A 24,791-nucleotide genomic window follows, 5' to 3' on the forward strand; every position below is an offset into this window, starting at 1 on the left:
CATCCGGACGGCCGGGAACCGTCCGCGCCGCGCCCGGGGCGATCGGAGACCGGCTCCGCATCGCCCGCTCCTCTGCCCGCGCGCCGCCGCTAAACAAAAAGAAGCGGCCGCAAGGCTGCTTCTCCACGCTTGGGGATTCGATTATCGGTCGATCGTAGCCGGCGGGATTATCGGATGTTGCCGGTGAACGCGGCCAGCCGCCGCGTCGTATCGGCATCCGACGGGTCGGCGGCCAGCTTGACGAACAAGGCCCGAAGCGTCGGCGCGTTCTGCGTGACGGCCCGCCGGTTAACGGGATTGAGCAGGATTTTGCCGAAGCGGTCCAGCGCGACGTCGAGGACGTCATTGCGCGCCTCGAAGCTCGTCTGGCCGGCCAGCGCCGCGGCGGCGGATACGGACGCCACGCACGCGTTGAAGTTCGACTCGTCCTCGTCGAAATCCGTGCCCAGGCTCGAAACCGCCAGGCCGAGCTGCGTCCTGAACGCCTGGTCGATTCGCTGCTGGAGCGCGCTCAGGCTGATTTGGGCCCGGTGCAGCTGCACGGCCCGGTTCGCCAGCAGCGCGGCGAGTATCAATATCGCGACGGAGAAGACGACGGTGCGGCGGGTTGGCATGATCAATGCGGCTGCTCCTCTCGGTCCGGGATGTCGTAGAATGCCCCGACTTGGTGGTGGCTCGGGGGTCTCCGGACGGGCGCGCCCGTTTCGCGGCGCAGGCGCCCACTGCAGCCCCGCTAACCCCTCTTACCCCTTTTGTCCACTTTTCGCACACTTTCTGCACTAATTTGGTCCTCTTGTTGCCCTCTTGTTAATCGTAATCCAACTCCTTGACGAAATAAAGCACCAGCTCGTCGTCGACCGGCACCGTCTGCCCTGGGCGCACTTCCTCGTCCCGGTACATGACGCCGTGCCCGTCCGGAATGTACCCCCGGCGGCAATAGATGCGCTGGGCGGGGCCGTAATCCTTATACAGCCCGACGCCGATCCCGATATGGTTGTAGTGCCGGTTCACGATCGTCTCGAATTCGTCGATGAGCCGGTTGGCGACGCCGTGTCTGCGGAACGCCGGGAACACGTGCAGATCGTTGATCTCGGGGATATGCCGTTCGCGGAAATGCGGGTAGTCCGAGACGTACTTCAAATGCGCGCAGCCCGCGGCCCGCCCGTCGGCGAACGCCAGCAGCGTCACGCGGGTCCCGGCCTGATTCTCCGTCAGGCACCGGTCGAAATACCCCTCCGGCCGTCCGATGCGCTCCTCCCCGAACGCCGCCTGCCACTGCGCCTTCAACGCTTCGTTCTCGACTTGCTTCAGTACGATGTCCATGCTGCTCCTCGCCCCGTTCCGTGTAAGATTATCGTGATGCGCTGCCAGTCCGCGGTCGCCGGCCTAGGAAGCCGCGGGGGCTTCGTCTTCCCCAGGGATGACGTCAGCCCGGTCCATGATGGCCTTCAGCACGCCGTTGTCGTTGAACGCCAGCTCGAAGCTCTGCGCCTTGCCGCCGCTCGTAACGGTCACCTTGGCGACGTTCTCGCGGGTCCAGTCGACGGCCAGATCCGCGGCCGAGATCGGCTTCTCGGACGCGCCGAGCGCGGCGAACGCCCGGTCGGACGTCCGTTTGAAGAACCGGTTCTCGACCTGGTACGCCCGGACGCCCGCCGAATCGCCGCTGCCCGATTCCTCGAGCAGCAGCCGGTACCGCCGGGTCGGCGAGTCGTAATAATAGCGGTTCGCGTTCGATTCGAACAGGTCGCCAAATCCGGCCGCCCGGAATTCGACGTACAGGACCGCCGCGCCGAGCGCAAGCAGGATCCAGTAGAACCTTGCCTGCGCGGCGTACTTGTGCAGGAGCATGGCGGCCACGAGGAGGCATTCCAGGGCGAGCAAGATTTCGATCCCGTCCAGGAGCCGGCCGTCGATCAGCGAATAGCCGTACTTGCGCTCGATGACCGCGATCGCCGTCCTGAACAGCATTCCGAATAACCCGATCCACAAAAGGAACTTGGCCAACATTCTTTTCACTACGAGCGCCCCCCGCCTGGAAGATTTGGCTGCTGCAATTCGCGTGCGAATAGATCGGCATGGCAGGCGCGGCGTCTATCGCCTACGTCGGCGACGGTCGGCGCCGCATATCGAGCGCGTCGGCGCGCATGCGCGTCACGGCTTGTCCTCCCTGCCGCCGATGCCGCCGCGGTTGTCCGCTTGTTCCGCTTCGTAGAGCTCGGCCCGGGCGCCGCGGATGCGCAGCCGCAGCCCGAGCGCGGCGAGCCTCACGTACACCCGCTCGTCATGCTCGAACAGATCCGCGCCTTCGCGGTAATACGCTTCGCAGTCGAACACGGCCGGCGCGCGGCTGGGCAGCGCGAACGTATAGGCGGTGTCCTCCTGCCGCAAGTACCGGTAAAACAATTTCACGCGCACGTAGTACTCGCCGTCCAAGCGAAGCAGCGGGTAGCCTGGCGCGCGGTCCGCGTTCGGGTAAGCGTCGAACAGGCCGGACTCGAACGCGTACGTCGGCGATTGCCGGAGGATCGTCCGCAGCTGGTTCCGCGTCATCGGAAGCCCGAGCGCGCGATGATACGCGCCCTGCGCGCTCTCGGCGATCGTCGCCAGCGACAGCAGGACGAGCCCGATGGTCACGCACAGCACGATGACCGTCATACTGCGCGTGAAGATGCCTACGATCGTGCCAAGCATGAGAATAACCAGTCCAAGCCAGCTCTGAAAGGTCGTCATGACGTTATTCCTCCATATCCAAATGGCAGACCGTACCTGACCCTAATGGTTATTCGTTAATAATAGACCAAATATCCTTTTAATCTTGCAAGGCTTTCAAGTAAGTATAGGGATTGGCCATTTCTCGAATGTCCAGCAACGCAATAAGGCGTTCACGAACGTGTGCAAATTCAGATTCGTCCCTTTTCGGCCCTACCGCTATTTCTTCGAGGAATGCAGCTTCGCTTTCAAAGAACTCGAACCGCTCCAGAAGATAATAATCCTTGATGCGTAATAAAAAGGACAGGAAATCTTTCAAGCTTCCAGCCGCGCGCTTGACCGGCTCTTCGAACTCCATTGGCCGCACGAATAGGATTGGCGCGTTTTCCAAATCTCCAATCTTGCCGGACTGCGTGTCAAATGCAAAATGTTCGCCATCCATGCCCGTCCATGCGAAGCTCACCGCATCCTCGGGCGTCGCATTCCCGTAACCCTCTGCCCCAAAATCCAAGATTAGTCCTAAGTAATGATCAAGCGACCGTTCATGTCTGCTTTCCAGTTCAGCGTCCAATTGTTCGAGGACCATAAACGTAACCGGTTTCGAATAGCTTCCGTTCACGACTCTTTCGCTCCTTCATCTACGCCTAGGATTAACCTCGATGAGACGCTGCTTGCCATACCGTTACGACTTGTCTCGTGCGAAGCTCGCTCCCGATTGTCGGTTTTGCCCGTTTCTTCATCTAGTTTAGCATATTACGGAATCCAAAATCGCCGCTATCGGAAACCTTTTGCCGAAACCGTGCGTCTTATCAGGAAGAGAATAGCAGTACGGCTTTTGGCGCATCCTTACATTCGGACCTTATTGCCTAAAAAATTCCATTGGAGATGAAATCATGTCGTACGTCATCGCGTTTCTCGTCTCGTTCGCCATCGTATACCTGCTCATCCCGCCGCTCGGCCGGCTGGGGTTCCGCCTCGATTTCGTGGACAAGCCCCGCGAGAACGTCGAGCGCAAAATCCACCGCAAGCCGATCCCGCTGACGGCCAGCTACGCCATCTTCGCGGGATTCATCGTCACCTATCTCTGCTATCTGAAGGGCTTTACGCTGCAGACCGGCGCGATCATCCTCGGCTCTCTGCTGCTGCTGGCGATCGGCACGGTCGACGACTGGTACAAAACGCGGGGCAAAGATTTCCCGACGCTGCCGAAGTTCCTCGTGCAAATCTCGGCCGCGGTCGTCGTCTACGCCTCCGGCATCACGTTCAGCGGGTTCTACAACCCGATCAGCGGCGGCTTCGTGAACTTGCCGGAATGGCTGCAGTTCGCGCTGACGATTCTGTGGATCTTCGGCGTCACGACGGTCATCAACTTCTCGGACGGCATGGACGGGCTGGCCGGCGGGCTGTCGGCGATCTCCGCGGGGACGCTGTTCGTGGTCGCGCTGGCCAAAGGGCAGTCCGATTCCGCCATGATGGCGATCATTCTCGTCGGCGTCACGATCGCGTACCTGCGGTTCAACAAGCCGCCGGCGCAGGTGTTCATGGGCGACGCGGGGGCGACGTTCCTCGGCTTCATCCTCGCCGTCATCGCGCTCGACGGCGCGTTCAAGCAGGCGACGGTGCTGTCCATCTTCATCCCGATCCTGGCGCTCGGCGTGCCGATCTTCGATAACCTCTTCGTTGTCGTCAAACGGCTGCTCGGCGGCAAGCCGATCTACCAGGCCGATGCCAGCCAGGCGCATTACCGCCTCCTGCGGGCGGGCCTCAGCCCGAAGCAGGTCGTCGCGTTCCTATACTTGATCAGCGGTTGCCTGAGTTTGTCCTCGATCATTCTGCTGATGCTGCAGATATAGCGGCACGTCTTCGGATAAGCTCGCCAACAATCTAGTCAAAACGCAAACAACCGCCCTAAACGCCATGAATTCTTGACGTTCGGGGCGGTTGTTTTGTTGCGCGGGCTGCGGTCGCTACCGCACGAAGGCAATATAATCCACGTTGACCGGCTCGCCGCCGAGACGGCGCAGCTTGGCGTTCACTTGGCCTCGGTGATACTGGCCGTGCAGCGCCACGTGCGTGAGGATATCCCGGATGGACGTCCGGAACTCGCGGCCCGTCTGGTTCGCGTAGACGATCATGTCGTCCAGCCGTTCGGGCTTCAGCCGCGCCAGGTAGGACGCGAACGCCTCCTTATTATTCGCCGCCAGCTCGACGCAGGCGTCCACGCCGTCCTCCGACCAAATCGGCACGTGCGCGCTGTCCCGCCCCAGCAGCCGGGCATGCCACGCCTGCTCCACGCGCAGCGCGTGCTCGAAGAGCCCCGCCGCTTCGGCGCTGCCGGAACGGTCGGCGCACAGCGCGCCCAAGATTCGCTCGTTCGCCCAGCTCAAATGGTCGAACATCCGTTTGATCGTTTCCATCTTCGCGTTCCCTTCCTTTCAGAGGCTCTCCTTTAGCTTATCCTTGACGGGACAAACCATAACCCGCACGCCGATTGCGAACTATAACGGACGAAGTTTTCCGTTGTCTGGTAAATTGGCTTAATTCCCCTGCATTCATCTAATGACGGAACGGTTCGATTTGCGCCTTCCGATCAGCCCTGCGTACCGTCCGAGATGTTCATACCAGAATAGCACAACCCCAGCTCACGTCACTGGCGCATCTCGGCTTCTCGCGATCGGGATTCCCCTGGACGTTTCCCTCTCGTTCTCAATGATAAGCGACGGCCGCCCAGGCGCAAAGTCCGGCGAGCGCGACGCATGCCCAGAAGATCCGGTACGCCCGGCGGATGAGGCGATGCGCGAAGGCGCGTTTATGGATCAGAATCTCATTGACGACGAAGACGCTCAGCCCGATCAGCGCATAACCGCCATAGATCGCGAGCAGCTTCCACGCGGGCTCGCCGGTATCGTTGAACAAAAACGCGACGCCGAGCAGCAGCAGCGCACCGAGCGTGGCAAGCGCGGAAACCACGCGGACGATATTGGGCAGCACGTTCATGGTGTACCTCCTTCGGATGGCCGGTTCATCGGTTCATTACCCTTTATTCCCCCGGCGGACGCGATGCAATCGGCTTGGACGGAGGGAACCGCGTTCGACGCGCCGCACGCGAGCCGGGCGAAATGCGCGTTACCGATCAGCTCGGAACTGTTGTTGATTGGGTGGTAGTTGCCTATTAACTCGCTCAAAACATGACCTCCGACTATAGATATGGATCGCAGGATGACGGATATGTACGCGCTCCTCGCGAGCGGACTGCCGGAGCAGCGCTTCACTCCAGCCTATATCCTAGCATATATCGGCCGCTGCGGAAGCGTAAAAGATTGTCCGATTCAGCCTCCTGCGCTATAATGACACTCATAGGTCGTGAAGCACACGCCGCCTCGATACGATGCACATCCGGACAACCAACGGATACCATCGGTGGGGCGGCTTTTTTTATGCTATTTTCAGGAGGGCGATGTGGGGATGACGCGTTTCGAACAGCAGTATGATGAATGGATGCAGCGGCAGCTCGAGGAGGAACCGAACGCGCGGCGAAGCGTGATGCTGCGAAAAGGACTCGGGCACGGCACCATCGCCTTCCTCCGCGCGGTCTGGTTCCCGGCGGTCGGCCATTTCAACGACCTGTACGCAGAGTGGGAAGTGCGGGATTTCGGCAACGGGTACCGATACCTGGATCTGGCCTATCTCCCCGGGGACGCGAAAGGCGGCATCGAGATTCAGGGCTACGGGCCGCATGCCCGCGACCTGGACATCGTGCGGTTCAAGGACTTATGCCGCCGCCACTGCCTGCTGGCGCTGGACGGGTGGACGCTCCTCCCCATCGCCTATCCTTCGATCGTCGAGGAGCCCAAGGCGTGCCAGCAGCTGATTCTGGCGTTCATCGGCAAATTTGTAGCGTCGGACGTGCCTGCTTCGCTGTCCTGGCTGGAGGCCGAGACCGTCCGTTTCGCGCGCCGGCTGCTGCGGCCTTTCGCGCCCGCGGAGCTCGAAGACCACCTCCGCGTGAGCGACCGCCAAGCAAGGCGAGTCTTGCACGACTTGGTCGAGCGCCAGCTGCTCGATATCGCGAGCGGTACTCAGCGGGCGCGGACATACCGGATTCGGGTATAAGGCCCGAACTTAGGCGGCCAGGCGTACCGCCTCAGGCCCGCATCCGCGCCGGCCCTCGCCTAGGTGGCCGCCACCACGGATTCGCCGTGTCCACCCCACCTCGGGTGTGGAAGTGAACCGACGCGGCCGTGGCCGCCGAACTTTGGCGGCCAGGAGATCCGCTATTAGCGCCAAAAGCTCCGATAGGCGCTTTTGGCGGCCACAGGAGCGCTTATTCCGCTCTGTCAGCACCGAATCTCGAGGTTTCGGTGGCAATAGCGGCTCTCCTGGCCGCGAAATCGCCCGAATGCCCTATTTCGGCGAAATAAGCGCTGTGGTGGCCGCCAACTGCGTTGGCGGGGTGAATGTTCGCCGCTCGGCCACGGGTTGCCGCACGCGCGACGAACTAGAGCGGACCGAACTCAGCCACACCTCCGGTGGCCACGGGTTGGTCAAGCGCCCCGACGCCGGATCAGGCAGCTTGCGCGGTTACGCGCGGTACCGCTCCCGGCCCGCATCCGCGCCCTGCCCTCGCCTACTCACCCGGCACCACCGCCGCGCCGTGCCCACACCCCGGGTGTGGCAGTGAACCGACACGGTGGTGCCGGATTCGAGCATAGCCGCTAAACTTAGGCGGCCAGGAGATCCGCTATTAGCGCCAAAAGCGCCGATTGGCGCTTTTGGCGGCCACAGGAGCGCTTATTCCGCTCTGTTGGCACCGAATCTCGAGGTTTCGGTGCCAATAGCGGCTCTCCTGGCCGCGAAATCGCCCAATTGTCCTATTTCGGCGAAATAAGCGCTGTGGTGGCCGCCAACTGCGTTGGCGGGATGAGTGTACGCCGCTCGGCCACCGCTCGGCCAGGCGCCCCGGCCCCGGCGCCGCATCGCTTGCGCGGCTACGCGCGGTACCGCCTCGCGCCATCCCCACCGCGCTCGCCACCCTCCCACCCGGCACCGCCTCCGCGCCCTCGCGCCGTCCCCCGCGCCAACGCTCCCCGCGCCGCCCCGCGCCAAAAAAACCCCCGTGCCCGGACGTTCGTCCGCGCGCGGGGGCCCTATGCACCTGCCAAGCCAGCCGCCTACTCCTTCACGCTCCCGAGCACGATTCCTTTCATGAAGAACCGCTGCAGGAACGGGTACACGAGCAGGATCGGCAGGGCGCCGAGGAAGATTTGGGCTGCTTTGGCGGTGCGGTCGTTGACTTCGGCGAGCGACTTCATGTCCGAGGAGGACATGAGCGTCAGGTCGCGGTTGATGACGACGGTCTGCAGGTAGCTCTGCAGCGGGTAATGGTCCGGCGAGTTCATGTAGATGATGCCGTCGAACCACGAGTTCCAGTGGCCAACCGTCGCGAACAGCGTGATCGTCGCGAGCGCCGGCAGCGACAGCGGCAGGAAGATGCGCCACAGCGTCGTCCAGTGGCCGGCGCCGTCCATGAACGCCGCTTCCTCCAGCTCCTTCGGCAGGCCGCGGAAGAAATTGAGCAGCAGGATGACGTTGAACACCGGCACCGCGCCCGGCAGGATCATCGCCCATAAGGTGTCCATGATGCCTGTGTACTTGACCGTCATATACAGCGGGATGAGGCCGCCGCCGAACAGGATCGTGACGACGAACACCCAGGCGTACAGCGTGCGCATCGGGAACTTCTTGACTTCCTTCGACAGCGGATAGGCGACGAGCACGGTCAGCAGCATGTTGAACGGCACGCCGACGGCCACGCGCTTCAGCGTCACGACGATCGATTTCCAGAACGCCGCCTTATGCGTGACGAAATCGTACGAGCTGAGCGTGAATTCGACCGGCCACAGCTTGACGTAGCCCGCCTGGGCGGCGGCACTGGAGCTGAAGGACAGAGCCAGGACGTGGATAATGGGCAAAATGCAGAGGATGCCGAGACCAGCCAGGAAGACGTAGTTGAACGACAGAAACAACCTGCGGCTAAACGTGTAATGCTCCAGCATTCCAACTCGCTCCTTCCTAGAAAATGCGGTATTTGGCGAACCGGTAAGCCAGGTAATACGACGCGGAGATGAACACGAGCGAGACGACCGACTTGAACACCCCGACCGCCGTCGCGACGCCGAACTGCGCATCGACGAGGCCGATCCGGTACACGAAGGTGTCGATGATGTCCCCCGTCTCGTACACTTGCGGGCTATATAAATTAAACACCTGGTCGAACCCGGCGTTTAACACGTTTCCGAGGCTGAGGGTCGTCAGCAGCACGATGATCGGCATCATGCCCGGCAGCGTCACGTGCAGCGTCTGCTTCCAGCGCCCCGCGCCGTCCACGATCGCCGCCTCGTACAGCGACGGATTGATGCTCGTCAGCGCGGCCAAATACACGATGGTGTTGAAGCCGAATTCCTTCCACGTATCCGTGGCCACGAGCACGTACCGGAACCAATCGTTGTCCCCGAGAAAATAAATCGGCTCGATGCCGAACCAGCCCAGCACCTGGTTGACGATGCCGTTCGTCGGCGAGAGAATGTCGATCAGTATGCCGCCGAGAATGATCCACGACAGAAAGTGGGGCAGATAGATGACGGTTTGGATGCCCCGTTTGAACACTTCCTTGCGCACCTCGTTTAGCAGCAGCGCGGTGACGATCGGCGCCGCGAGGCCGACGACGATTTTCATGATGGCGATCAGGACGGTGTTATAGATGATCCGGCTCGATTCCGGCATTTCCAGCACGTAGCGGAAGTTGTCGAGGCCCGCCCATTTGGAGTGGAAGATCCCCTTCGCCGGTACGAACTTCTCGAACGCGATCACGAGCCCCAGCATCGGGCCATAGCAGTAGATGATGACGAGGAGGAGTCCCGGCAAAATCATCAGATGCAGCGGGAGCCGCTCGCTCTTCTTTTTCCATAACATGGCGTTGTTCCTCCCTGCTCCGCTTCATTCGGACGGCAAGACAAGCAGGGGAAGACCGGCTTCCCCCGCTGCCCGCGCGCCTGTTACTTGCTCTTCGCCCACTCGTTAACTTCCTGCGTGATCTGATCGCCTCCGAGCTTCTTCCACTCCGTGACGAATTTATCGAAGTTGTCGAGCGAGTCGCCCATGATGATCTTCGTGAACGTCTCGATCTCGCGCTTCTGCAGGGTGGAATCCTTCTCGACCATCGCCGGCGTCGGCGCGCCGTAGAATTCCGTCATCTTCAGTTGATTGCCGTTGACGTAGCCGTCGATGACCTTGAACGAGCCTTCCTTCGCGAAGATCCGTTCGTACGCCCAGCCGAGCGGATCCTTGCTCGAGCCATCGAGGAACGCGGCGATCTTGGCATAGTTATCCTGCTCCTCGGCGTTCAGCTTCGACGCGTCCTTGCTGTCGATCGCGGCCGTGATGTGGAGGTAGATGTCGAGGTTTTTGCGCGACGGCCACGCCTGGAACGGCATCATCTTGAACTTCTCGAAGCCTTCGCTCGTGAAGTAGGCCGCGTAGTTCTCCGGCGTCGTCGCCTCGCCCCAGCCGGTCTCGACGAACAGGTTCATCGCCTTAATGACGGCTTCCGGATGCTCGGCGCCCTTCTTCACGGCGAAGTACTGCCCCGTCGAGAAGCCGACCTGCGGCGTCACCGGCTGATCGTCGTTCGAGACGAGCGGGAACGACTGCCACTGCGCGTTCGGGTCGTTCTTCTTGTTGTCCACGAGCGGGAAGAGCGGGTTCCACATCTGGCCGAACTCCATGCCGATCTTGCCGGAGGTGGTCAGCTCGGCTTCCTTGCCGCCGTCCTTGACGCCGAACTCCTTGTCGATCTGGCCTTTCTTGTACAGCTCCTGCAGGGCGCCGAGCGCCTGCTTCATCTCCGGCTGCACGCTGCCATACACCAGATTGCCGCTCGCGTCCTTGATCCACTGCTTCGGATAGGCGTGGAAGCCGTTCAGGAGGCCGGTAATATCGGCGAAGCCGCCGTACAGGTCCTTGTTCATCGCGATGCCGTACGTGTCTTTCTTGCCGTTGCCGTCCGGATCCTGGTTCGTGAACGCGTCCGAGATCTTCAGCACGTCGGCCATCGTCTTCGGCGGCTCGAGGCTGAGCTTCTGCAGCCAGTCGGTGCGGATCCAAATCATCGCCGCTCCGTCCATGGAGGAGCCGGTGTTCGGAATCGCCATCAGCTTGCCGCCGAACGTCGCGGCGGACAGGGCCGCCGGACCGTCCTGGTTCAGGATTTCCTTCAGGAACGGAGACGCGTACTTGTCGTAGACCGCCGTCAAGTCTTCCAGCTCGCCCGCGTCCTGCAGCTGCTGCAGCTGTTTCGCGTTGACCGGAATGACTTCCGGCAGGTCGCCCGACGCGATGGAGACGTTCATCTTCTGCTCGCCCTGACCGCCGGGCTGATCGCCGCTGACGACCCAGTCGTACTTGACCTTGATGCCGAGCTTCTCCTCGAGCGCCTTCGTCCACATGTTGTTATCGATCGTCTGGCCTTCCATGAATTTGAACGTATCGTTGATGATCCGCACGCTCGTCAGCGTGATCGGCGGATCGTACTTGCCGAGATACGGATCGGCCTCGGCCGCCGCATTCCCGCCGCTGCCCGTATTCGTCGTATCGGTCGCATTGGTCGTGTTCATTGCGTTCGTGCCGTTTGATTCGGAAGCGTTGCCGGTTTCGTTGTTGCCGGAGCTGCAAGCGGCTGCCAACATCAGCAACGATGCCATCGCCGTCGCCGCCGTCCACTTTACCGTCTTATGCATGCCAGAATCCTCCCCTTCGAATGCTTCTTCTTTCTTTTTCAGTATAAAAGGAAGCGTTTGCAAGAACGATTGAACAATCTTTAGATTTCTTCTCTCTTGTATAGAAGTTGTTTGCGGAAAAGGCCCGGGACTAAGCCCGGGCCCGATATTCCTGCGGCGTGACGCGCAGCCTTTTTTTGAAGAAGCGGTTGAAGTAGCCCGCCGTCTCGAAGCCGACCCGATCGGCGATGTCCTGAATCTTGAGCGGTGTCGTCGCGAGCAGCTCCTTCGCCTTCTCGAGCCGCGCCTCCGCGATGTATTCGGACAAGTTGTGGCCGGTCTGCTGCTTGTACAGCACGGACAGGTAGGCCGGGTTCAAATAGACGACCTCGGAGAGCCGCGTCAGGGACAGGTCGCCGGCCAAGTTGGCCCGGATGTACTGATGCAGACGGGCGATGACCTGCCGCGTGCATTCCGTCTGCACCGAACGGCGCCGCGCGCGGATGTCCGCCGCGACGCGCAGCAGCCGCTGCAGCGCGGCTTCCCGGCTCGGGTGCGCGGAGAGGTTCATCAGCGCGTCGATGGCGCCCCCGTCGTCGTCCGCCCGCTCCGCCTCGTCCGGCGCCAGATGCCCGAGGAGCATGCCGGCGATCGCGTAATACGCTCGCGCATAGTCGGCATAACGGGCCGGCAGCAGGACGTACTCCCGCACGGCTTCGGCGAATGCCGCCTCGCTCCCATCCTCGAGCAGGCGCTCCAGCCGCGAGCCGATGACGCGCGGCGGCGGAAGCGGCGGCGACCCCTGGGCCCGGGGCGGCGCGTCCTCGTCCGGACGCCAGAGCAGCAGCATCCGGTCGCGGGAGCCGAGACCGATCTGGAGCTGCCGCCGCATGCCGTCGTACGCCTCCGGCAGCGCGTCCCACGCGACCGGCCGGACACAGCCGATCAGCGAGACGTCCAGCTGCAGCAGCCGCTCGCAGGTCCGCTGCACGGATTCCATCGTCCCGCGCGCGAAGCCGATCGCTTGCGGCCAGGACTGGTCCGCCTCGTCCGCGGCCCCGGCCTCGTTCGCGGCCCCTGCTTCGGCATTGTCCGCGGCTCCAGCCCCGTTGCGGCTCCTATTTCCAGCCATGTCCGCATCTCCGGTTCCGGCCTCATCTCCGACTCCGGCGATCTCCCCGTCCGCCGCCCGCGGCTGCAGCAGGCACATGAAATGGCTCCCGTCCAGGCTGACCGAGAAGAACGCCAGTGGCTCGTAATACTCGGCGGCGATATTTTGGACCGCGTACAGCAGGAGCGACCGGTCGCGGTAGCCCGCCGCCTCCGGCCAGTCGATCCGGCCGATGAGCGGCAGCACGGGCAGCGCGCGGCGCAGCGGAATGTTCAGCTCCGCCAGCTTCCCGTCCGTCGCGGCCGGCGCCTGCCGCTCCAGCACGGCCTGCAGCCAGTCGCGGTGCAGCAGGGGCATCGCCTCGCTGACGCGCCGTTTGGCTTGCAGCAGGAAGCTTTCGCTCGCCGTCTCCGCGTCCAGCGCCGCGACGGCTTGGCGGATGCTGCGCTCGATCGCCTCGTCGCCCTCGGTCTTGAGAATATAGTCGATGGAGCCCGTCCGCATCGCCGTCTGGGCCGTCTCCAGCTGATGGATGCCAGTCAGGAAAATGACTTTGCACCGCGGCCACTGCGCGACGATCCGCTTCTGCAGCTCCAGCCCCGTCATGCCGGGCATGCGCACGTCGCTCAGCACGATGTCAATTTTCGTCCGGGCCAGCCAGTCCAGCGCTTCCTCCGGCGAGTAGGCGCGATACAGGTCCAGCTCCAAGTCTTCGATCTCCTCGATCATCTCGTACAGTCCGTCCACCGTGAAGCGTTCGTCGTCAACGATTAATAAGCGGTACATGGCCGCCACCTGCCTCTCTCGGAATCGTCATGGTCACCTTGAGCCCCCGTTCCGTGCCGAGCTCGAGCGTCAGCCCGCCCCCGCCGTACCGAATGATGATGCGCCGGTGCACGTTCAGCAAGCCCGTATGCTCGGTCGGCTCGGCCTTGTCCAGCAAACCCGCTTGCATAGTGCGGAGCTTCTCCTCGTTCAGGTCGTCGCCGTTGTCCTCGATGACGATGTCGATCGCGCGCTCCCGCTCGCGGAACCGCACGGCGATGAGCCCGTTCCGGCGCTTGTTTTCCAAGCCGTGGTTGTACGCGTTCTCGATGATCGGCTGCACGATCAGCCGCGGCACCGGAAATTCGCGGATCGCCTCCGGCACCTCGCCGAAGTCCACCGTGATCCGCTCGGAGAAGCGGATGGACTGGATCTCCGCGTACGTGCGGGCATGCTGCACCTCGCTGCGCAGCGGCACCTCGTCGGAGCCGTCGCGCGTGATGTACTGGAAATACTCGCCGAGATGCTTCGTGAAGTAGATGACGTTGTCGTGATCCTTCTGCTTCGCCATCCGGTACAGAATGAAGTAGCTGTTGTACATAAAATGCGGGTTGATCTGCGACTGCAAATGCCGCAGCTCCGCGAGGCGCGCCCGGTACTGCTGCTCGTACACCTCGTGGACCAGCACGTCGAGCCGCCGCACCATGCCGTTGAACTGGCCGTACAGGTAGCCGAACTCGTCCTGCAGCGGGTAATGCACCTCCAGGTTGAACTTGCCCTGCTCGATGCGGCGGAAGGAGCGGACGAGCCGTTTGAGCGGCTGGTGGATGATGAGGTAGATGCTGTACGAGAACAGCAGCACCAGGATGACGGAGACGACCGACAGCACATAGAACCAGAACCGGTAGACCTCGAGCGACGCGTTCACTTTCGCTTCGGGCACGTACATGAGCAGCGACATGTCGAGACGGGGGGAATGGTTGGAGACGAGCAGATACGGCGTTCCTTTCCAGCTGACGGACTGCAGCTGATTATCGGCGGCCCCTTCGCCCTCCCGCTGAAAATCGCGCACGAGCGCCTCGTCGACCGCCGTCTCGCCGCCGGTAATGATGAACGGCTGCTCGATGCCGACGAGCGCCGTCCGGCCGCCCTCGTTGGTAAACTCCTGCAGCGCCGCCTCCAGCTTGGCCCGGGACACCTCCACGGCCAACAGGAATACCGGCTTCTGCCGGCCGGACACCGCCGGGTCGGGATACGGCAGGCTGATGAAGATCCGGTTCTGCCAGACGAGGAACGGCGCCTCGAAGCGGTTCGTCGACTGCGCCAGCGCATCGAACTGCTTCTGGTCGAAGTCGCCGATGATGTTGTCGTTCGCGGAGACGGTCCGGTCCATCACGGGAATGAAAGCGATTGCATCTTCAACGAATTTACTGGACTTTTTGAGCAGGTCGAGTTTGCTCTTGAGGCGGAGCTGGGCTTGCATCTTCTCGATCTCGGTCATGACTTCGGAGGAGGAGGTAAGCTTGAGCAGATCGTCGTCGTTGACGTATTCCTGCAGCTGCCGGATGACGCCGTCGAGGTCGAATTCCAGCATGTTCATATAGAGCGAGGTCCGGGATACGAGCGAATCGGTAATTTCTTTTTGCACGTGGTGCGAGCCGATTTCGTTCATTCGCCAGCCGATGATGTAGAGCGGCGTGAGGGTCAGGAGGAAGGTCAGGACAAGCTTGGGCAGGATGGACAAGGAAGCCAGTCGTTTCAGGATCGTCAGCGCGGACACCCCCGGGACACGGATAACTTTCCCTCACTATAGCAAAAATAGGGGGTAAATCATATGGCCGTTCCTGCCATTTCGCCCGGTATTTCGACAGCCGCGGCGCGGGTTGGGCGGGGCGTTTCCGCGGAAACGGAAAGGAGGAATGCCGCGCCGAAAATGCGGGATGGCGCGTTGTCTGAGATGGAGGGTGCGGCCAGGTGCGGTCAGGCGCAATCAAGCGCGGCCAGGCGCGGTCAGGCGCGGGCGGGCGCAGGTCAGGTGGAGGGCTTGGACTATGCACTAACAAAAGGTTAGCTGCTTGCTATTTACCCCGCCCCTGTTCCATAATAGGAGCGTACACTTTCATAGTCGTCTTACTGTCGTTGAGATAGAGGCTGAGCAGCGCGGTGCAGCGGATCGGAGGCCTCGGCCGCCGCTCTTCCCACCGCTGATCTCGCCGGATTCCCGGCTGCGGGCTTCGCCCGCAAAAACTTAGCCGATGCTTCCGATGCAGGTTTTGCTTATCTTGCCGGATTCCCGGCTGCGGGCTTCGCTCGCAAAAACTTAGCCGATGCTTCCGATGCAGGTTTTGCTTATCTTGCCGGATTCCCGGCTGCGGGCTTCGCTCGCAAAAACTTAGCCGATGCTTCCGATGCAGTTTTTGCTTATCTTGCCGGATTCTCGGCTGCGGGCTTCGCTCGCAAAAACTTAGCCGATGCTTCCGATGCAGTTTTTGCTTATCTTGCCGGATTCCCGGCTGCGGGCTTCGCTCGCAAAAACTTTTAGGAGGTTTTCCCATGCCCCTTGAACGTTCCGTTCCGCTTTCCCTGCTGGACCTGGCGCCCGTCGTGGAGGGCGGGACGCCGGCGGAATCCTTCCGCCATACGCTGGAGCTCGCGCGGCTGGCCGAGCGTCTCGGCTACAATCGCTATTGGCTCGCCGAGCACCATAACATGGCCGGCATCGCCAGCTCGGCGACGTCCGTCGTCATCGGCTACGTGGCCGGCGGCACGAAGCGGATCCGCGTCGGCTCGGGCGGCATCATGCTGCCAAACCACGCGCCGCTCGTCATCGCGGAGCAATTCGGCACGCTGGAGTCGATGTACCCCGGCCGAATTGATCTCGGCCTCGGCCGCGCGCCCGGGTCCGACCAATCGACCGTGCGGGCGCTGCGCCGCGACCTGCGGACGCACGGGGAGGATTTCCCCGAGCTGCTGAGCGAGCTGAGGCACTACTTCAACCCGCCCGAAGGCGAGTACATGCCGGTCCGGGCCACGCCGGGCGAAGGGCAGCACGTGCCGATCTGGCTGCTCGGCTCGAGCGGCTTCAGCGCCAAGCTGGCCGGCGAGCTCGGCTTGCCGTTCGCGTTCGCGAGCCATTTCGCGCCGGAGTACCTGATGCCGGCGATTCATCTCTATCGCAGCAACTTCCAGCCGTCCGACGCGCTGGAGAAGCCGTACGTCATGATCGGCGTCAACATCGTCACGGCCGACACCGATGAAGAGGCCCGGTTCCTGGCGACGTCGCAGCAGCAGCAATTCCTCAGCTTGATCCGCGGCCGTCCCGGCAAGCTGAAGCCGCCGGTCGCCGACATGGACGCGCTGTGGCAGCCGCATGAACGCGAAGCGCTGCAGTCCAAGTTCCAATTCGGCGTCATCGGCGCCAAGGCCGCCGTCGAGAACCGCCTGCAGGAGATCCTCCGGGATACGATGGCCGACGAGCTGATCATCACGTCGCAGATCTACGATCACCAAGCCCGGCTGCGCTCGTTCGAAATCATCGCCGAAGCCGGCGGACTGCAAGCCGCCGACTGATATCACACGAAAAAGCACTCCCGAACCGCCGTCACGGCCGTTCGCGGAGTGCTTTTTTGTACCATTACCGCCGGTGCGGTCAGCGCCGCCGCCGTCAGCTCATCAGCCGTTCCAGCCCGATGGCGCTGATCAGCAGCCGTTCCTTCTTATTGCCGAGGAGCCGCTGCGTCCAATCGACGAACCCGCCGTCGCCGATCGTCAGTTCCTTCCCTGCGATCGTCGTCTTAATCGTGAACTGCAGCCCTGCGTAATACCGGTGATCCGGCTTCGCTGCTCCGATCGTGAGGCGGATACCGCCGGCGCCGCGCGCCTCGCCCTCCGCGACGATCCACGCCAGCAGCCCTTCGGCGTCCGAATATCCGCCGCGGGCGCTCAGGATCACCTCGATGTCCGCGTCGAAGCGCTCGCGGAAGATCGCCCGGTAGAGCGCGATGTGCTCCCAGAACGCCGGCTTCTCGAAGCCGTACGAGCCGGTGTCGCGTCCCGCGGTCACCTGGCCGAAGAGATGGAAGTGCGGCAGCATGCCCGGCGCGTTCCCCCAGAACTGCGCTCGCACATGCCGGTGCGTCGTGCACAGCCGCAGCCGCTCTTCCTTCCGGCGCGATGCTCCCCGGGCCCGGATCAGCTCACACGCATGCAGCGCCAGCAAATTGGTCGCGTCCGACACGACCTCCGTCCCCCGCAAGGCGGAGACGACGTTGTTCTGGTCGACCTCCGCGATGACCGACGCCGTGCCGAGCGGCGCGACCGGCGAGAGCTGTACCGGCGCGGCGCCGTGCCGAACCGCGATCGACAGCAGCGCGAGCTCCAGCCGTCTCAGCGCGATCGGATCGGCGGCGGCCGGCTGCACGAAGCGGTTCTCCCGGTACCGGCGCAGCAGGTCGGCGGCGGACGAGGCCGCGGTCCGCGCGCGGAACACCTCCAGCAGCAGCGTGTTCAGCTCGCTGCCGGACAAGTCTTCCGCCAGCAGCCGGATGACGTCCGCCCGGTTCGGACGGCCGGGAATCGACTCCAGCTCCGATTGCAATTCGTCTCCCATCGGCTAACGCCTCCCGTTCCTCTTGCGATTAATCCGCCGATTCCAGCAGCGCCGCGCACTGCGCGATGCTAGCCAGCGTTTCCGTCCGCTGCCGGCGCAGCTGCTCAGGCGACCACTTGGCGGGCAGACCCGCGTCCCGCCGAAGCGCCGCGAGATCCTTCTCGATCAGCAGCAGCATCCAAAGCGAGAACACGGCGGCGAACCGGGCATACTCCCGCTTGAACGCGGCCCCGTCCGCCGGCATGCCCCAGCGGGCCGCCTCGGAAGCGTAGACGTCCAGCAGCCGCCCCCGGACGTCCGCGTCCATCGTCTTCGGGAATACGGGATGGGACAGATCGATCAGATGGTACAAGTCCCAGTAGGGGCTGTTCAGATGCGCATGCTCCCAATCGAGCACTTTCAAGCCGCCCTCGGCGAGCGCGTAATTGCCGAGATGCAGGTCGCCGTGCGACAGCACCCGCCGGGACCAGCCCGGCGGCGAGGCATGAAGCGCCCCGCCGGACCGCAGCGGCGCCAAGACCCGCTCCAGCAGGGCCTCCCCCTCCGGCAGCGCGGCGGACAAGGCGGCGCGCAGCGCGTCTTCCCGGTCCAGCACGTCCGCGAGCAGCGCTTCGATCAGCGGCTTCGGGCCGAGCAGCGGAGCATCCCGCAGGTCATCGACGGGCAGCGCGTGCCACTGCGCGATATACGGCACGAGCGCTTCGGCCGCATCCGCGTCGAAAGCATGTGAAAGGGTGCCTAAGTCCTCGAACAGGCACCAGCCTCCGTCCTCACCCGCCCCGCCGTACCCGGCCGAATCCGCAGCCCCCGCCGCGATGTCCAGGCCCGCGTGCTCCGCATTTGGCATCGCGATGCCCGAGAACGCCAGCAGCTTCGGATAGATCGGCGGCAGCATCGGAAGCACGCGGGCGTACACCCACGCTTCCCTCCCCAGCTGGCTGTCGTTGGTCAGCGGCTTATAGATGACCCGCTCCCCCGTGCTCAGGAACAGCCGCTCCACCCGCTGCCCGTTCATGCCCGTATATAACGTTTCCCGTCCCGCGACCAACGCTTCGTTCAGCGTGCCGTCCGGTTTCTTGAAGTCGCTTGCTGCCCATTCGCTCATCGACCAATCGCCCTCTCCGTTAGCTTCCTTGTGCCGTCATGGCCGCCGCGTCAGATGACGATCGGCGCGCCTCCCGTCTGGGATCCGCCGCCACCCGGCCGCGCGCCGCCTTCTCCGGCCTGCGCCGCGGCCGTTTCGCCCGTCTGCAGCTGGTACATTTTATAGTAGCGCCCTTCCAGCGCCATCAGCTCGCGGTGATTGCCGCGCTCCACGATTTCGCCGCGATGCAGCACCAGGATCTGATCCGCCTCGCGAATCGTGGACAGCCGATGCGCGATGACGAGCGTCGTCCGTCCAGCGCTCACGACCTTGAGCGCCCGCTGGATCAAGCCTTCCGTCTCGCTGTCGATGTTCGCCGTCGCCTCATCCAGAATGAGGATCGACGGGTCGAACGCCAGCGCCCGCGCGAACGAGATGAGCTGCCGCTGGCCCGAGGACAGCGTGCTGCCCCGCTCCACGACCTGCTCGTCGTAGCCGTTCGGCAGCTGCTCGACGAACGCAGACGCGCCGACCTCCCGCAGCGCCGCCTTGACCCGCTCGAACGTGATGTCTTTATTATAAAGGCTGACGTTGAATTTGATATCCCCCGCGAACAGAAACGGATCCTGCAGCACGATGCCCATATGCTTGCGCAGCGCCTGCTTGGAATACGTCCCGATATCCCGGCCGTCGATCGAGATCGTGCCCTGCTGCGGCTCGTAGAAGCCGAGCAGCAGATTCAGGATGGAGCTCTTGCCCGAGCCGGTATGCCCGACGAGCGCCACCGTCTCGCCCTTGCGCGCCTCGAACGAGATGCCCTTCAGGACGTTCTCGCCTTCCTTGTAGGCGAATGTGACGTTGTCGAACTTCACGGCTCCCTCCGGGCGCGGCGTCCCTTCCGATTCCTCCACGTCCTTGCCTTCGAGATCCATGATGGCGAACACCTTCTCGCCGGACACGAACGCCCGCTGCGCGTTCATGAGCTGGTCGAAGATGCCGATGATGGGGTTGAAGATCCGGCCCAAATAATCGATGAACGCGTAGAAGACGCCGAACGAGATCGACGCCGCCGACAGCGACTCGTTGCCGAAATACCAGATGACCAGCGCCGTCAGCAGTCCGCCGATCGTGCCGACGATGTTGCGCGAAGAGAGCGAGAACACCCGGAACTGCTTCACTTGGTTCACGTACCGGTCGTGGTTCAGCGTCTCGAACTCGCGGATCGTCATCTTCTCCCGGCGGAACGCTTGGATAACCGGCATGACGTTGATCGTCTCGTTGAACATCGCGTTCATGTCGCTCAGCCGGGCGCGCATGATCGTGATATAGATTTTGGAATATTTCAGGTGGACGTACATGATGGCGACGAAGAGCGGCGGCAGCGCCAGCGTGATCAGCGCGAGCCGGGCGTCCAGCACGAACAGGGCCACGTAAATGCCGGCGAGCTGCACGAAGCTGACGACGAACGTCGCCATGAAGCTCATGAACAAGTCGCGGATCGCCTCGGTGTCGTTCGCGATCCGCGAGACGACCTGGCCTATCGGCGTATTGTCGAAGTACCGCACCGGAATGCGGGAGATGTGCTTCATGAGGTCCATCCGCATGTTCTTAATGATCCGGAGCGCCGTCGTCTGCAGCAAATACGATTGCGAGAAATTGCACACGCTCGCCGTCAGCAGCAGCCCCATGTACAAGGCGAGCAGCCGGAGCACGGCGGCGATGTCGTCTCTGCCTTGCGAGAGATGGTTATCGATAATGGTCTTGGCGATGTACGGCCCGCCGAGCTCCGCGCCGACGGCGCAGCAGAGAATGAGCATGGCCGCGATAATGCGGTGTTTGTACGCGAGGGCATAGCGTGCCAGCCTGCCCGCGGTAGTTGACTTCATCGTGTCCGACCTCCTGTGCCTCCAAGGGCGCTTGTCATGGCTACTCCTCCAGCCCGGCTTCCATCTGCTGGCGGTCCCACTGCTTCCGGTACCAGCCGCCGAAGTGCATCAGCTCTTCATGCGTGCCTTCCTCCACGATCCGGCCTTCGTCAAGCACGAGGATCCAGTCGGCGTGGCTGACGGCGGACAGGCGGTGCGTCGCGATGAAAGTCGTCCTGCCCGCGCGCTCCTGCCGGATTTGCTGCAAAATCCGGGTCTCGGTCCGCGCGTCGACGGCCGAGAGCGAGTCGTCCATGACCAGAATTTCGGCGTTCATCAGCAGCGATCGCGCGATCGCGAGCCGCTGCTTCTGCCCGCCGGAAAGCATGACGCCGTTCTCGCCGACGACCGTGCCGAGCCCTTCCGGCATGAGCGCGACGTCCGCGGCGAAGGACGCCATTTCCACCGCCTTGGCGACCTCCGCGTCCGTGGCGTCCGGCTTGCCGAGGGCGATATTGTCGCGGATGGTCTTCGACAGCAGCAGATGCTCCTGCGGCACGTAGGCAACCCAAGCCTTCACCCGGTTGAGCGCGATCGCTTCGACGGGCACGCCCGAGAAGAAAAGCCGCTCCGGCTCGAGCGGATACTGCCGCAGCAGCTGCTTCAGCAGCGTGCTCTTCCCGCTGCCCGTGCGCCCGACGATGCCGAGCGTCTGCCCGCGCTCGAGCCGGAACGAGATGTCCCGCAGGCTCGGATGCTCCGCCGACGGGTACGTGAACGAGAGGCCGCGCATCTCGATGCGCTCCGGCACCTCGACGTCGACCGGCCGCTCGGGATCGGCGAGATCCGGCTCCTGGAGGAACGACCGCTCCACGCGGTCGGCCGAGGCGTTGCCCCGCTGCAGCACGTTGATGAACTCCCCGAACGAGATCATCGGCCAGATCAGCATGCCCAAGTAGATATTGAACGACACGAGCTGCCCGAGCGAGATGTCATGGGAAAACACCAAATACGAGCCGTAGCCGATCCCGATCGAGTAGCTGATCCCGACGATGAGCGAGATGATCGGCTGGAACAGGGCGTTCAGCAGCGATACCTCGCGGTTGCGGTCCATGACGCCGGCCGTGACGGCGTCGAACGCCTCGAGGTCCCGGTGCTCCTGCACGTAGGAACGCAGCACGCGGATGCCGGAGATCGACTCCAGCGCGTGATCGTTCATCTTGCCGAACGCGTCCTGGGCGGCGAGGAAGCGGACCCGCACCTTGCGCCCGAGATAGCCGATCGCGACCGCCAGCAGCGGCAGCGGCACGAGCGCCGCCAGCATGAGCCGGTAGTCGATGAGCGAGATCATCGTGATGATGACAACGGACGCGCCGACGAGCGTGTTAACGAGCGTCATGACGCCGTAGCCCGCCGTATTGCCGATGGCGAGGATGTCGTTGGTGGCGAGCGCCATCAGCTGGCCCGTGCTGTTGCGCTGGAAGAAGCTCGGCGTCATCCGCGTCAGATGCGCCATGAAGCGGCCCCGCAGCAGCTTCTCGAGCAGCACGGAATTGCCGTAGAGCGTCGTGATCCAGACGTAGACGAGCACGTACATGATCAGCGCGAGCCCGGTCAGCAGCAGAACCGTATGGCTGAGCTCCGACGCGGTCAGCCGGCCGCGCTGAATATGGTCGATCGTGTTGCCGATCATTTTGGGCGGAATCGTCTGTAGCAGGTTCACGGTCGCCATCAAGACGATCGCCACCGCGTAGTACCCCCATCTCGTTTTGAAAAACCACTGCAGCCGCGTTACGAACGACACGCCGATTTCCTCCGTTTCGATTCGAATGCGGGAACGGTTCAATGAAGCGGTCCCCGTCGCTCCGCACCGTTCCCCGCTTGCGGCGGGAACCGGCGCCTTTCTTGCCTTTCTTGTCTTTCTTGTCTTCCTTAGCCTTCGCTTGCTTTCCTTTACTTTCCTTTACTCCGGGCGCTCCGGCGCGTCCGGCACATACAGGTACTCGTCCAAATCGACGACGCCCGCCGGATTGACGTACACGCCCTCTTCTTCCAGCAGCGCGCGCTGCAGAAACCGCCCTTCGTCGCTGCTGATGGCGATTTCGCCTTTCGCGTTGATGACCCGGTGCCACGGCAAGCCGTGCTTGTCGCTCATGGAATGCAGCACGCGGACGACCTGCCTCGCGGCCCGGGGGCTGCCCGCCAGCTCCGCGATGCCTCCGTAGGTCATGACGCGCCCCGCCGGAATGTTCGAGATGATCTTCAAGACGTCTGCCGTAAACGGCGTCATGGCCGTGCCCATCCTTTCGCGCCGCAGCCCCGAACGGGAACGGCCGCCGATCGCGCGGAGCTGGCCGTTCATGGGCCGGATATCCAGATTTCTTCCTATTATAGCCTAACCTTTCGGTTTACGCCGCATTTATGCGAAAATATGTTCGTAAAAATTTTCGTCTGTTCGCTTGCGCACCGGCTCCGCAGCCGTTCTCGACTTCGAGCGAAGCGGCGCGGCCGCGCGCGAATTTCTCCGCCCTCCGCTTTAGGGTTTGGCCGCCTTTTGTGGTAAAATAACGCTATCCGGATGTAAGGAGTGTTTATTCAATGATCAATGATTTCGAAGCCAAACTCGAACGCTACGCGGCGCTCGCCGTCGAGGTCGGCGTGAACGTCCAACCCGGCCAGACGCTCGTCGTCACCGCCGGCATCACCTCCGCACCTTTCGTGCGCAAGGTCGTGAAGAAGGCGTACGAAGCCGGCGCCAAAAACGTCCACGTCGAGTGGAGCGACGACGTCGTAACCCGCACGAAATACGAGCTTGCCCCGGACGAGGCGTTCAACGAATACCCGCAATGGCGCGCCAAAGGCTGGGAGGACATGGCCGCGGACAACGCAGCGTTCCTCAGCATCGTCGCGGCCAACCCCGACCTGCTGAAGGGCATTCCGCCGGAGCGGATCGCCAATGCCAACAAGGCGGCGGGCATTGCGCTGAAGACGTGGCGTACATACACGATGTCGGACAAGGTCAGCTGGTCGATCGTCGCCGTGCCGTCGCCCGACTGGGCCGCGAAGGTGTTCCCGGAGGTCGCTCCGGAAGCGCAGGAGGACGCGCTGTGGGATGCGATCTTCGCCGCGACGCGGATCAACGAGCCCGACCCGGTCGCCGCTTGGAAGACGCACATCGACGTGCTCGACCGCAAGGCGTCCATCCTGAACGAGAAGAAATATTTTGCGCTCCGCTACACCGGTCCGGGCACGGATCTGACGCTGGAGCTGCCGCAAGGCCATATCTGGATCAGCGCAGGCAGCGAGAACGCGAAGGGCGACATCTTCGTCGCCAACATGCCGACGGAGGAAGTGTTCACCGCCCCGCAGCGCGGCGGCGCGAACGGCACCGTCACCAGCACGAAGCCGCTCAGCTACGGCGGCAACCTGATCAAGGATTTCGTGCTGACGTTCAAGGACGGCAAAATCGTCGACATTCAGGCTGAGGAAGGCCTTGAAGTGCTGCGGAACCTGATCGGCACCGACGAAGGCGCCGCGTTCCTGGGCGAAATCGCGCTCGTGCCGCACCGCTCGCCGATCTCGGACACGAACCTCACCTTCTACAACACGCTGTTCGACGAGAACGCCTCCTGTCACCTCGCCATCGGTAAAGCGTACGCCTTTTGCGTCGAGGGCGGCAAGGCCATGACGGAAGAGGAGCAAATCGCTGCGGGCCTGAACTCCAGCCTCGTGCACGTCGACTTCATGATCGGCTCCGCCGAGCTCGACATCGACGGCATCCGCGCGGACGGTACGGCCGAGCCGCTGTTCCGCGGCGGCAACTGGGCGATCTGATCTGCGAACGCTACAACGAATAATGAATGGCCGTACG

Annotated in this window: 21 protein-coding genes; 4 read left to right on the forward strand and 17 right to left on the reverse strand. The window is 62.9% G+C overall.

From position 1 onward, the window contains the following. Window positions 1-167 precede the first annotated feature (167 nt). From ACFPB1_RS19395 to ACFPB1_RS19415, 5 genes are all read right to left on the reverse strand, one after another. Entirely contained in the window at window positions 168-620 is a 453-nt protein-coding gene (locus ACFPB1_RS19395) for a hypothetical protein (protein WP_379227765.1), read from the reverse strand. Between the two features lie 187 nt (window positions 621-807). Next, window positions 808-1,323 carry a GNAT family N-acetyltransferase gene (locus ACFPB1_RS19400; protein WP_379227766.1) on the reverse strand — a complete coding sequence of 172 codons (516 nt, stop codon included), beginning with the start codon at window positions 1,321-1,323 and terminating at the stop codon, window positions 808-810. Between the two features lie 63 nt (window positions 1,324-1,386). Beyond that, window positions 1,387-2,019, reverse strand: coding sequence for a hypothetical protein (locus ACFPB1_RS19405; protein WP_379227767.1), 633 nt, complete (start codon window positions 2,017-2,019; stop codon window positions 1,387-1,389). 135 nt (window positions 2,020-2,154) lie between these two features. Continuing rightward, window positions 2,155-2,733: a hypothetical protein gene (locus ACFPB1_RS19410; protein ID WP_379227768.1), complete on the reverse strand. Its 579-nt coding sequence runs from the start codon at window positions 2,731-2,733 to the stop codon at window positions 2,155-2,157. 79 nt (window positions 2,734-2,812) lie between these two features. Next, window positions 2,813-3,331, reverse strand: coding sequence for a hypothetical protein (locus tag ACFPB1_RS19415; RefSeq protein ID WP_379227769.1), 519 nt, complete (start codon window positions 3,329-3,331; stop codon window positions 2,813-2,815). A gap of 274 nt (window positions 3,332-3,605) precedes the next feature. Here ACFPB1_RS19415 and ACFPB1_RS19420 point away from each other — a divergent pair, with 274 nt between their 5' ends. Beyond that, entirely contained in the window at window positions 3,606-4,565 is a 960-nt protein-coding gene (locus ACFPB1_RS19420) for an MraY family glycosyltransferase (protein ID WP_379227770.1), read from the forward strand. Window positions 4,566-4,679: 114 nt separating this feature from the next. Here the strand turns inward: ACFPB1_RS19420 and ACFPB1_RS19425 are convergent, their stop codons facing one another. Together ACFPB1_RS19425 and ACFPB1_RS19430 are read right to left on the reverse strand one after the other, a co-directional pair. Then, entirely contained in the window at window positions 4,680-5,129 is a 450-nt protein-coding gene (locus ACFPB1_RS19425; RefSeq protein ID WP_379227771.1) for a DinB family protein, read from the reverse strand. 289 nt (window positions 5,130-5,418) lie between these two features. Beyond that, entirely contained in the window at window positions 5,419-5,709 is a 291-nt protein-coding gene (locus tag ACFPB1_RS19430; RefSeq protein ID WP_379227772.1) for a hypothetical protein, read from the reverse strand. A gap of 468 nt (window positions 5,710-6,177) precedes the next feature. Between ACFPB1_RS19430 and ACFPB1_RS19435 the strand changes: the two genes are divergently transcribed. Then, entirely contained in the window at window positions 6,178-6,825 is a 648-nt protein-coding gene (locus ACFPB1_RS19435; protein WP_379227773.1) for a transcriptional regulator, read from the forward strand. A 1,058-nt stretch (window positions 6,826-7,883) separates the two neighbouring features. On the opposite strand, the gene ACFPB1_RS19440 is transcribed toward ACFPB1_RS19435, so the two are convergent. The 5 genes from ACFPB1_RS19440 to ACFPB1_RS19460 form a co-directional block, all read right to left on the reverse strand. Then, window positions 7,884-8,768, reverse strand: a complete 885-nt coding sequence (locus ACFPB1_RS19440; protein ID WP_379227774.1) for a carbohydrate ABC transporter permease — start codon at window positions 8,766-8,768, stop codon at window positions 7,884-7,886. A gap of 16 nt (window positions 8,769-8,784) precedes the next feature. Then, window positions 8,785-9,684 carry an ABC transporter permease gene (locus ACFPB1_RS19445; protein ID WP_379227775.1) on the reverse strand — a complete coding sequence of 300 codons (900 nt, stop codon included), beginning with the start codon at window positions 9,682-9,684 and terminating at the stop codon, window positions 8,785-8,787. Window positions 9,685-9,767: 83 nt separating this feature from the next. Beyond that, a complete protein-coding gene (locus ACFPB1_RS19450; RefSeq protein ID WP_379227776.1) occupies window positions 9,768-11,507 on the reverse strand; it encodes an extracellular solute-binding protein in 1,740 nt (579 codons plus the stop codon). Between the two features lie 130 nt (window positions 11,508-11,637). After that, complete coding sequence (locus ACFPB1_RS19455; protein WP_379227777.1) at window positions 11,638-13,383, reverse strand: response regulator; 1,746 nt, start codon at window positions 13,381-13,383, stop codon at window positions 11,638-11,640. Beyond that, window positions 13,361-15,142: a sensor histidine kinase gene (locus ACFPB1_RS19460; protein WP_379227778.1), complete on the reverse strand. Its 1,782-nt coding sequence runs from the start codon at window positions 15,140-15,142 to the stop codon at window positions 13,361-13,363. The genes ACFPB1_RS19455 and ACFPB1_RS19460 overlap by 23 nt, the downstream gene beginning before the upstream one ends. Window positions 15,143-15,915: 773 nt before the next feature. Here ACFPB1_RS19460 and ACFPB1_RS19465 point away from each other — a divergent pair. Further along, a complete protein-coding gene (locus ACFPB1_RS19465; RefSeq protein ID WP_379227779.1) occupies window positions 15,916-16,932 on the forward strand; it encodes an LLM class flavin-dependent oxidoreductase in 1,017 nt (338 codons plus the stop codon). A 94-nt stretch (window positions 16,933-17,026) separates the two neighbouring features. On the opposite strand, the gene ACFPB1_RS19470 is transcribed toward ACFPB1_RS19465, so the two are convergent. The 5 genes from ACFPB1_RS19470 to ACFPB1_RS19490 form a co-directional block, all read right to left on the reverse strand. After that, complete coding sequence (locus ACFPB1_RS19470) at window positions 17,027-17,971, reverse strand: hypothetical protein (protein ID WP_379227780.1); 945 nt, start codon at window positions 17,969-17,971, stop codon at window positions 17,027-17,029. A 28-nt stretch (window positions 17,972-17,999) separates the two neighbouring features. After that, on the reverse strand, window positions 18,000-19,076 hold the full coding sequence (locus ACFPB1_RS19475; RefSeq protein WP_379227781.1) for an aminoglycoside phosphotransferase family protein: 1,077 nt from the start codon (window positions 19,074-19,076) through the stop codon (window positions 18,000-18,002). A gap of 50 nt (window positions 19,077-19,126) precedes the next feature. Further along, the gene (locus ACFPB1_RS19480) at window positions 19,127-20,941 is read right to left on the reverse strand and encodes an ABC transporter ATP-binding protein (RefSeq protein WP_379227782.1); all 1,815 of its coding nucleotides are present in this window, start codon (window positions 20,939-20,941) and stop codon (window positions 19,127-19,129) included. Between the two features lie 40 nt (window positions 20,942-20,981). After that, entirely contained in the window at window positions 20,982-22,724 is a 1,743-nt protein-coding gene (locus tag ACFPB1_RS19485) for an ABC transporter ATP-binding protein (RefSeq protein WP_379227783.1), read from the reverse strand. 159 nt (window positions 22,725-22,883) lie between these two features. After that, window positions 22,884-23,210 carry an MGMT family protein gene (locus ACFPB1_RS19490; RefSeq protein ID WP_379227793.1) on the reverse strand — a complete coding sequence of 109 codons (327 nt, stop codon included), beginning with the start codon at window positions 23,208-23,210 and terminating at the stop codon, window positions 22,884-22,886. Between the two features lie 311 nt (window positions 23,211-23,521). Here ACFPB1_RS19490 and ACFPB1_RS19495 point away from each other — a divergent pair, with 311 nt between their 5' ends. Beyond that, window positions 23,522-24,754, forward strand: a complete 1,233-nt coding sequence (locus tag ACFPB1_RS19495; protein ID WP_379227794.1) for an aminopeptidase — start codon at window positions 23,522-23,524, stop codon at window positions 24,752-24,754. Window positions 24,755-24,791: the final 37 nt, after the last annotated feature.

Origin of the sequence: Paenibacillus sp. GCM10023250 (assembly GCF_042653205.1) — a bacterium.
Taxonomy (GTDB): domain Bacteria; phylum Bacillota; class Bacilli; order Paenibacillales; family Paenibacillaceae; genus Paenibacillus_Z.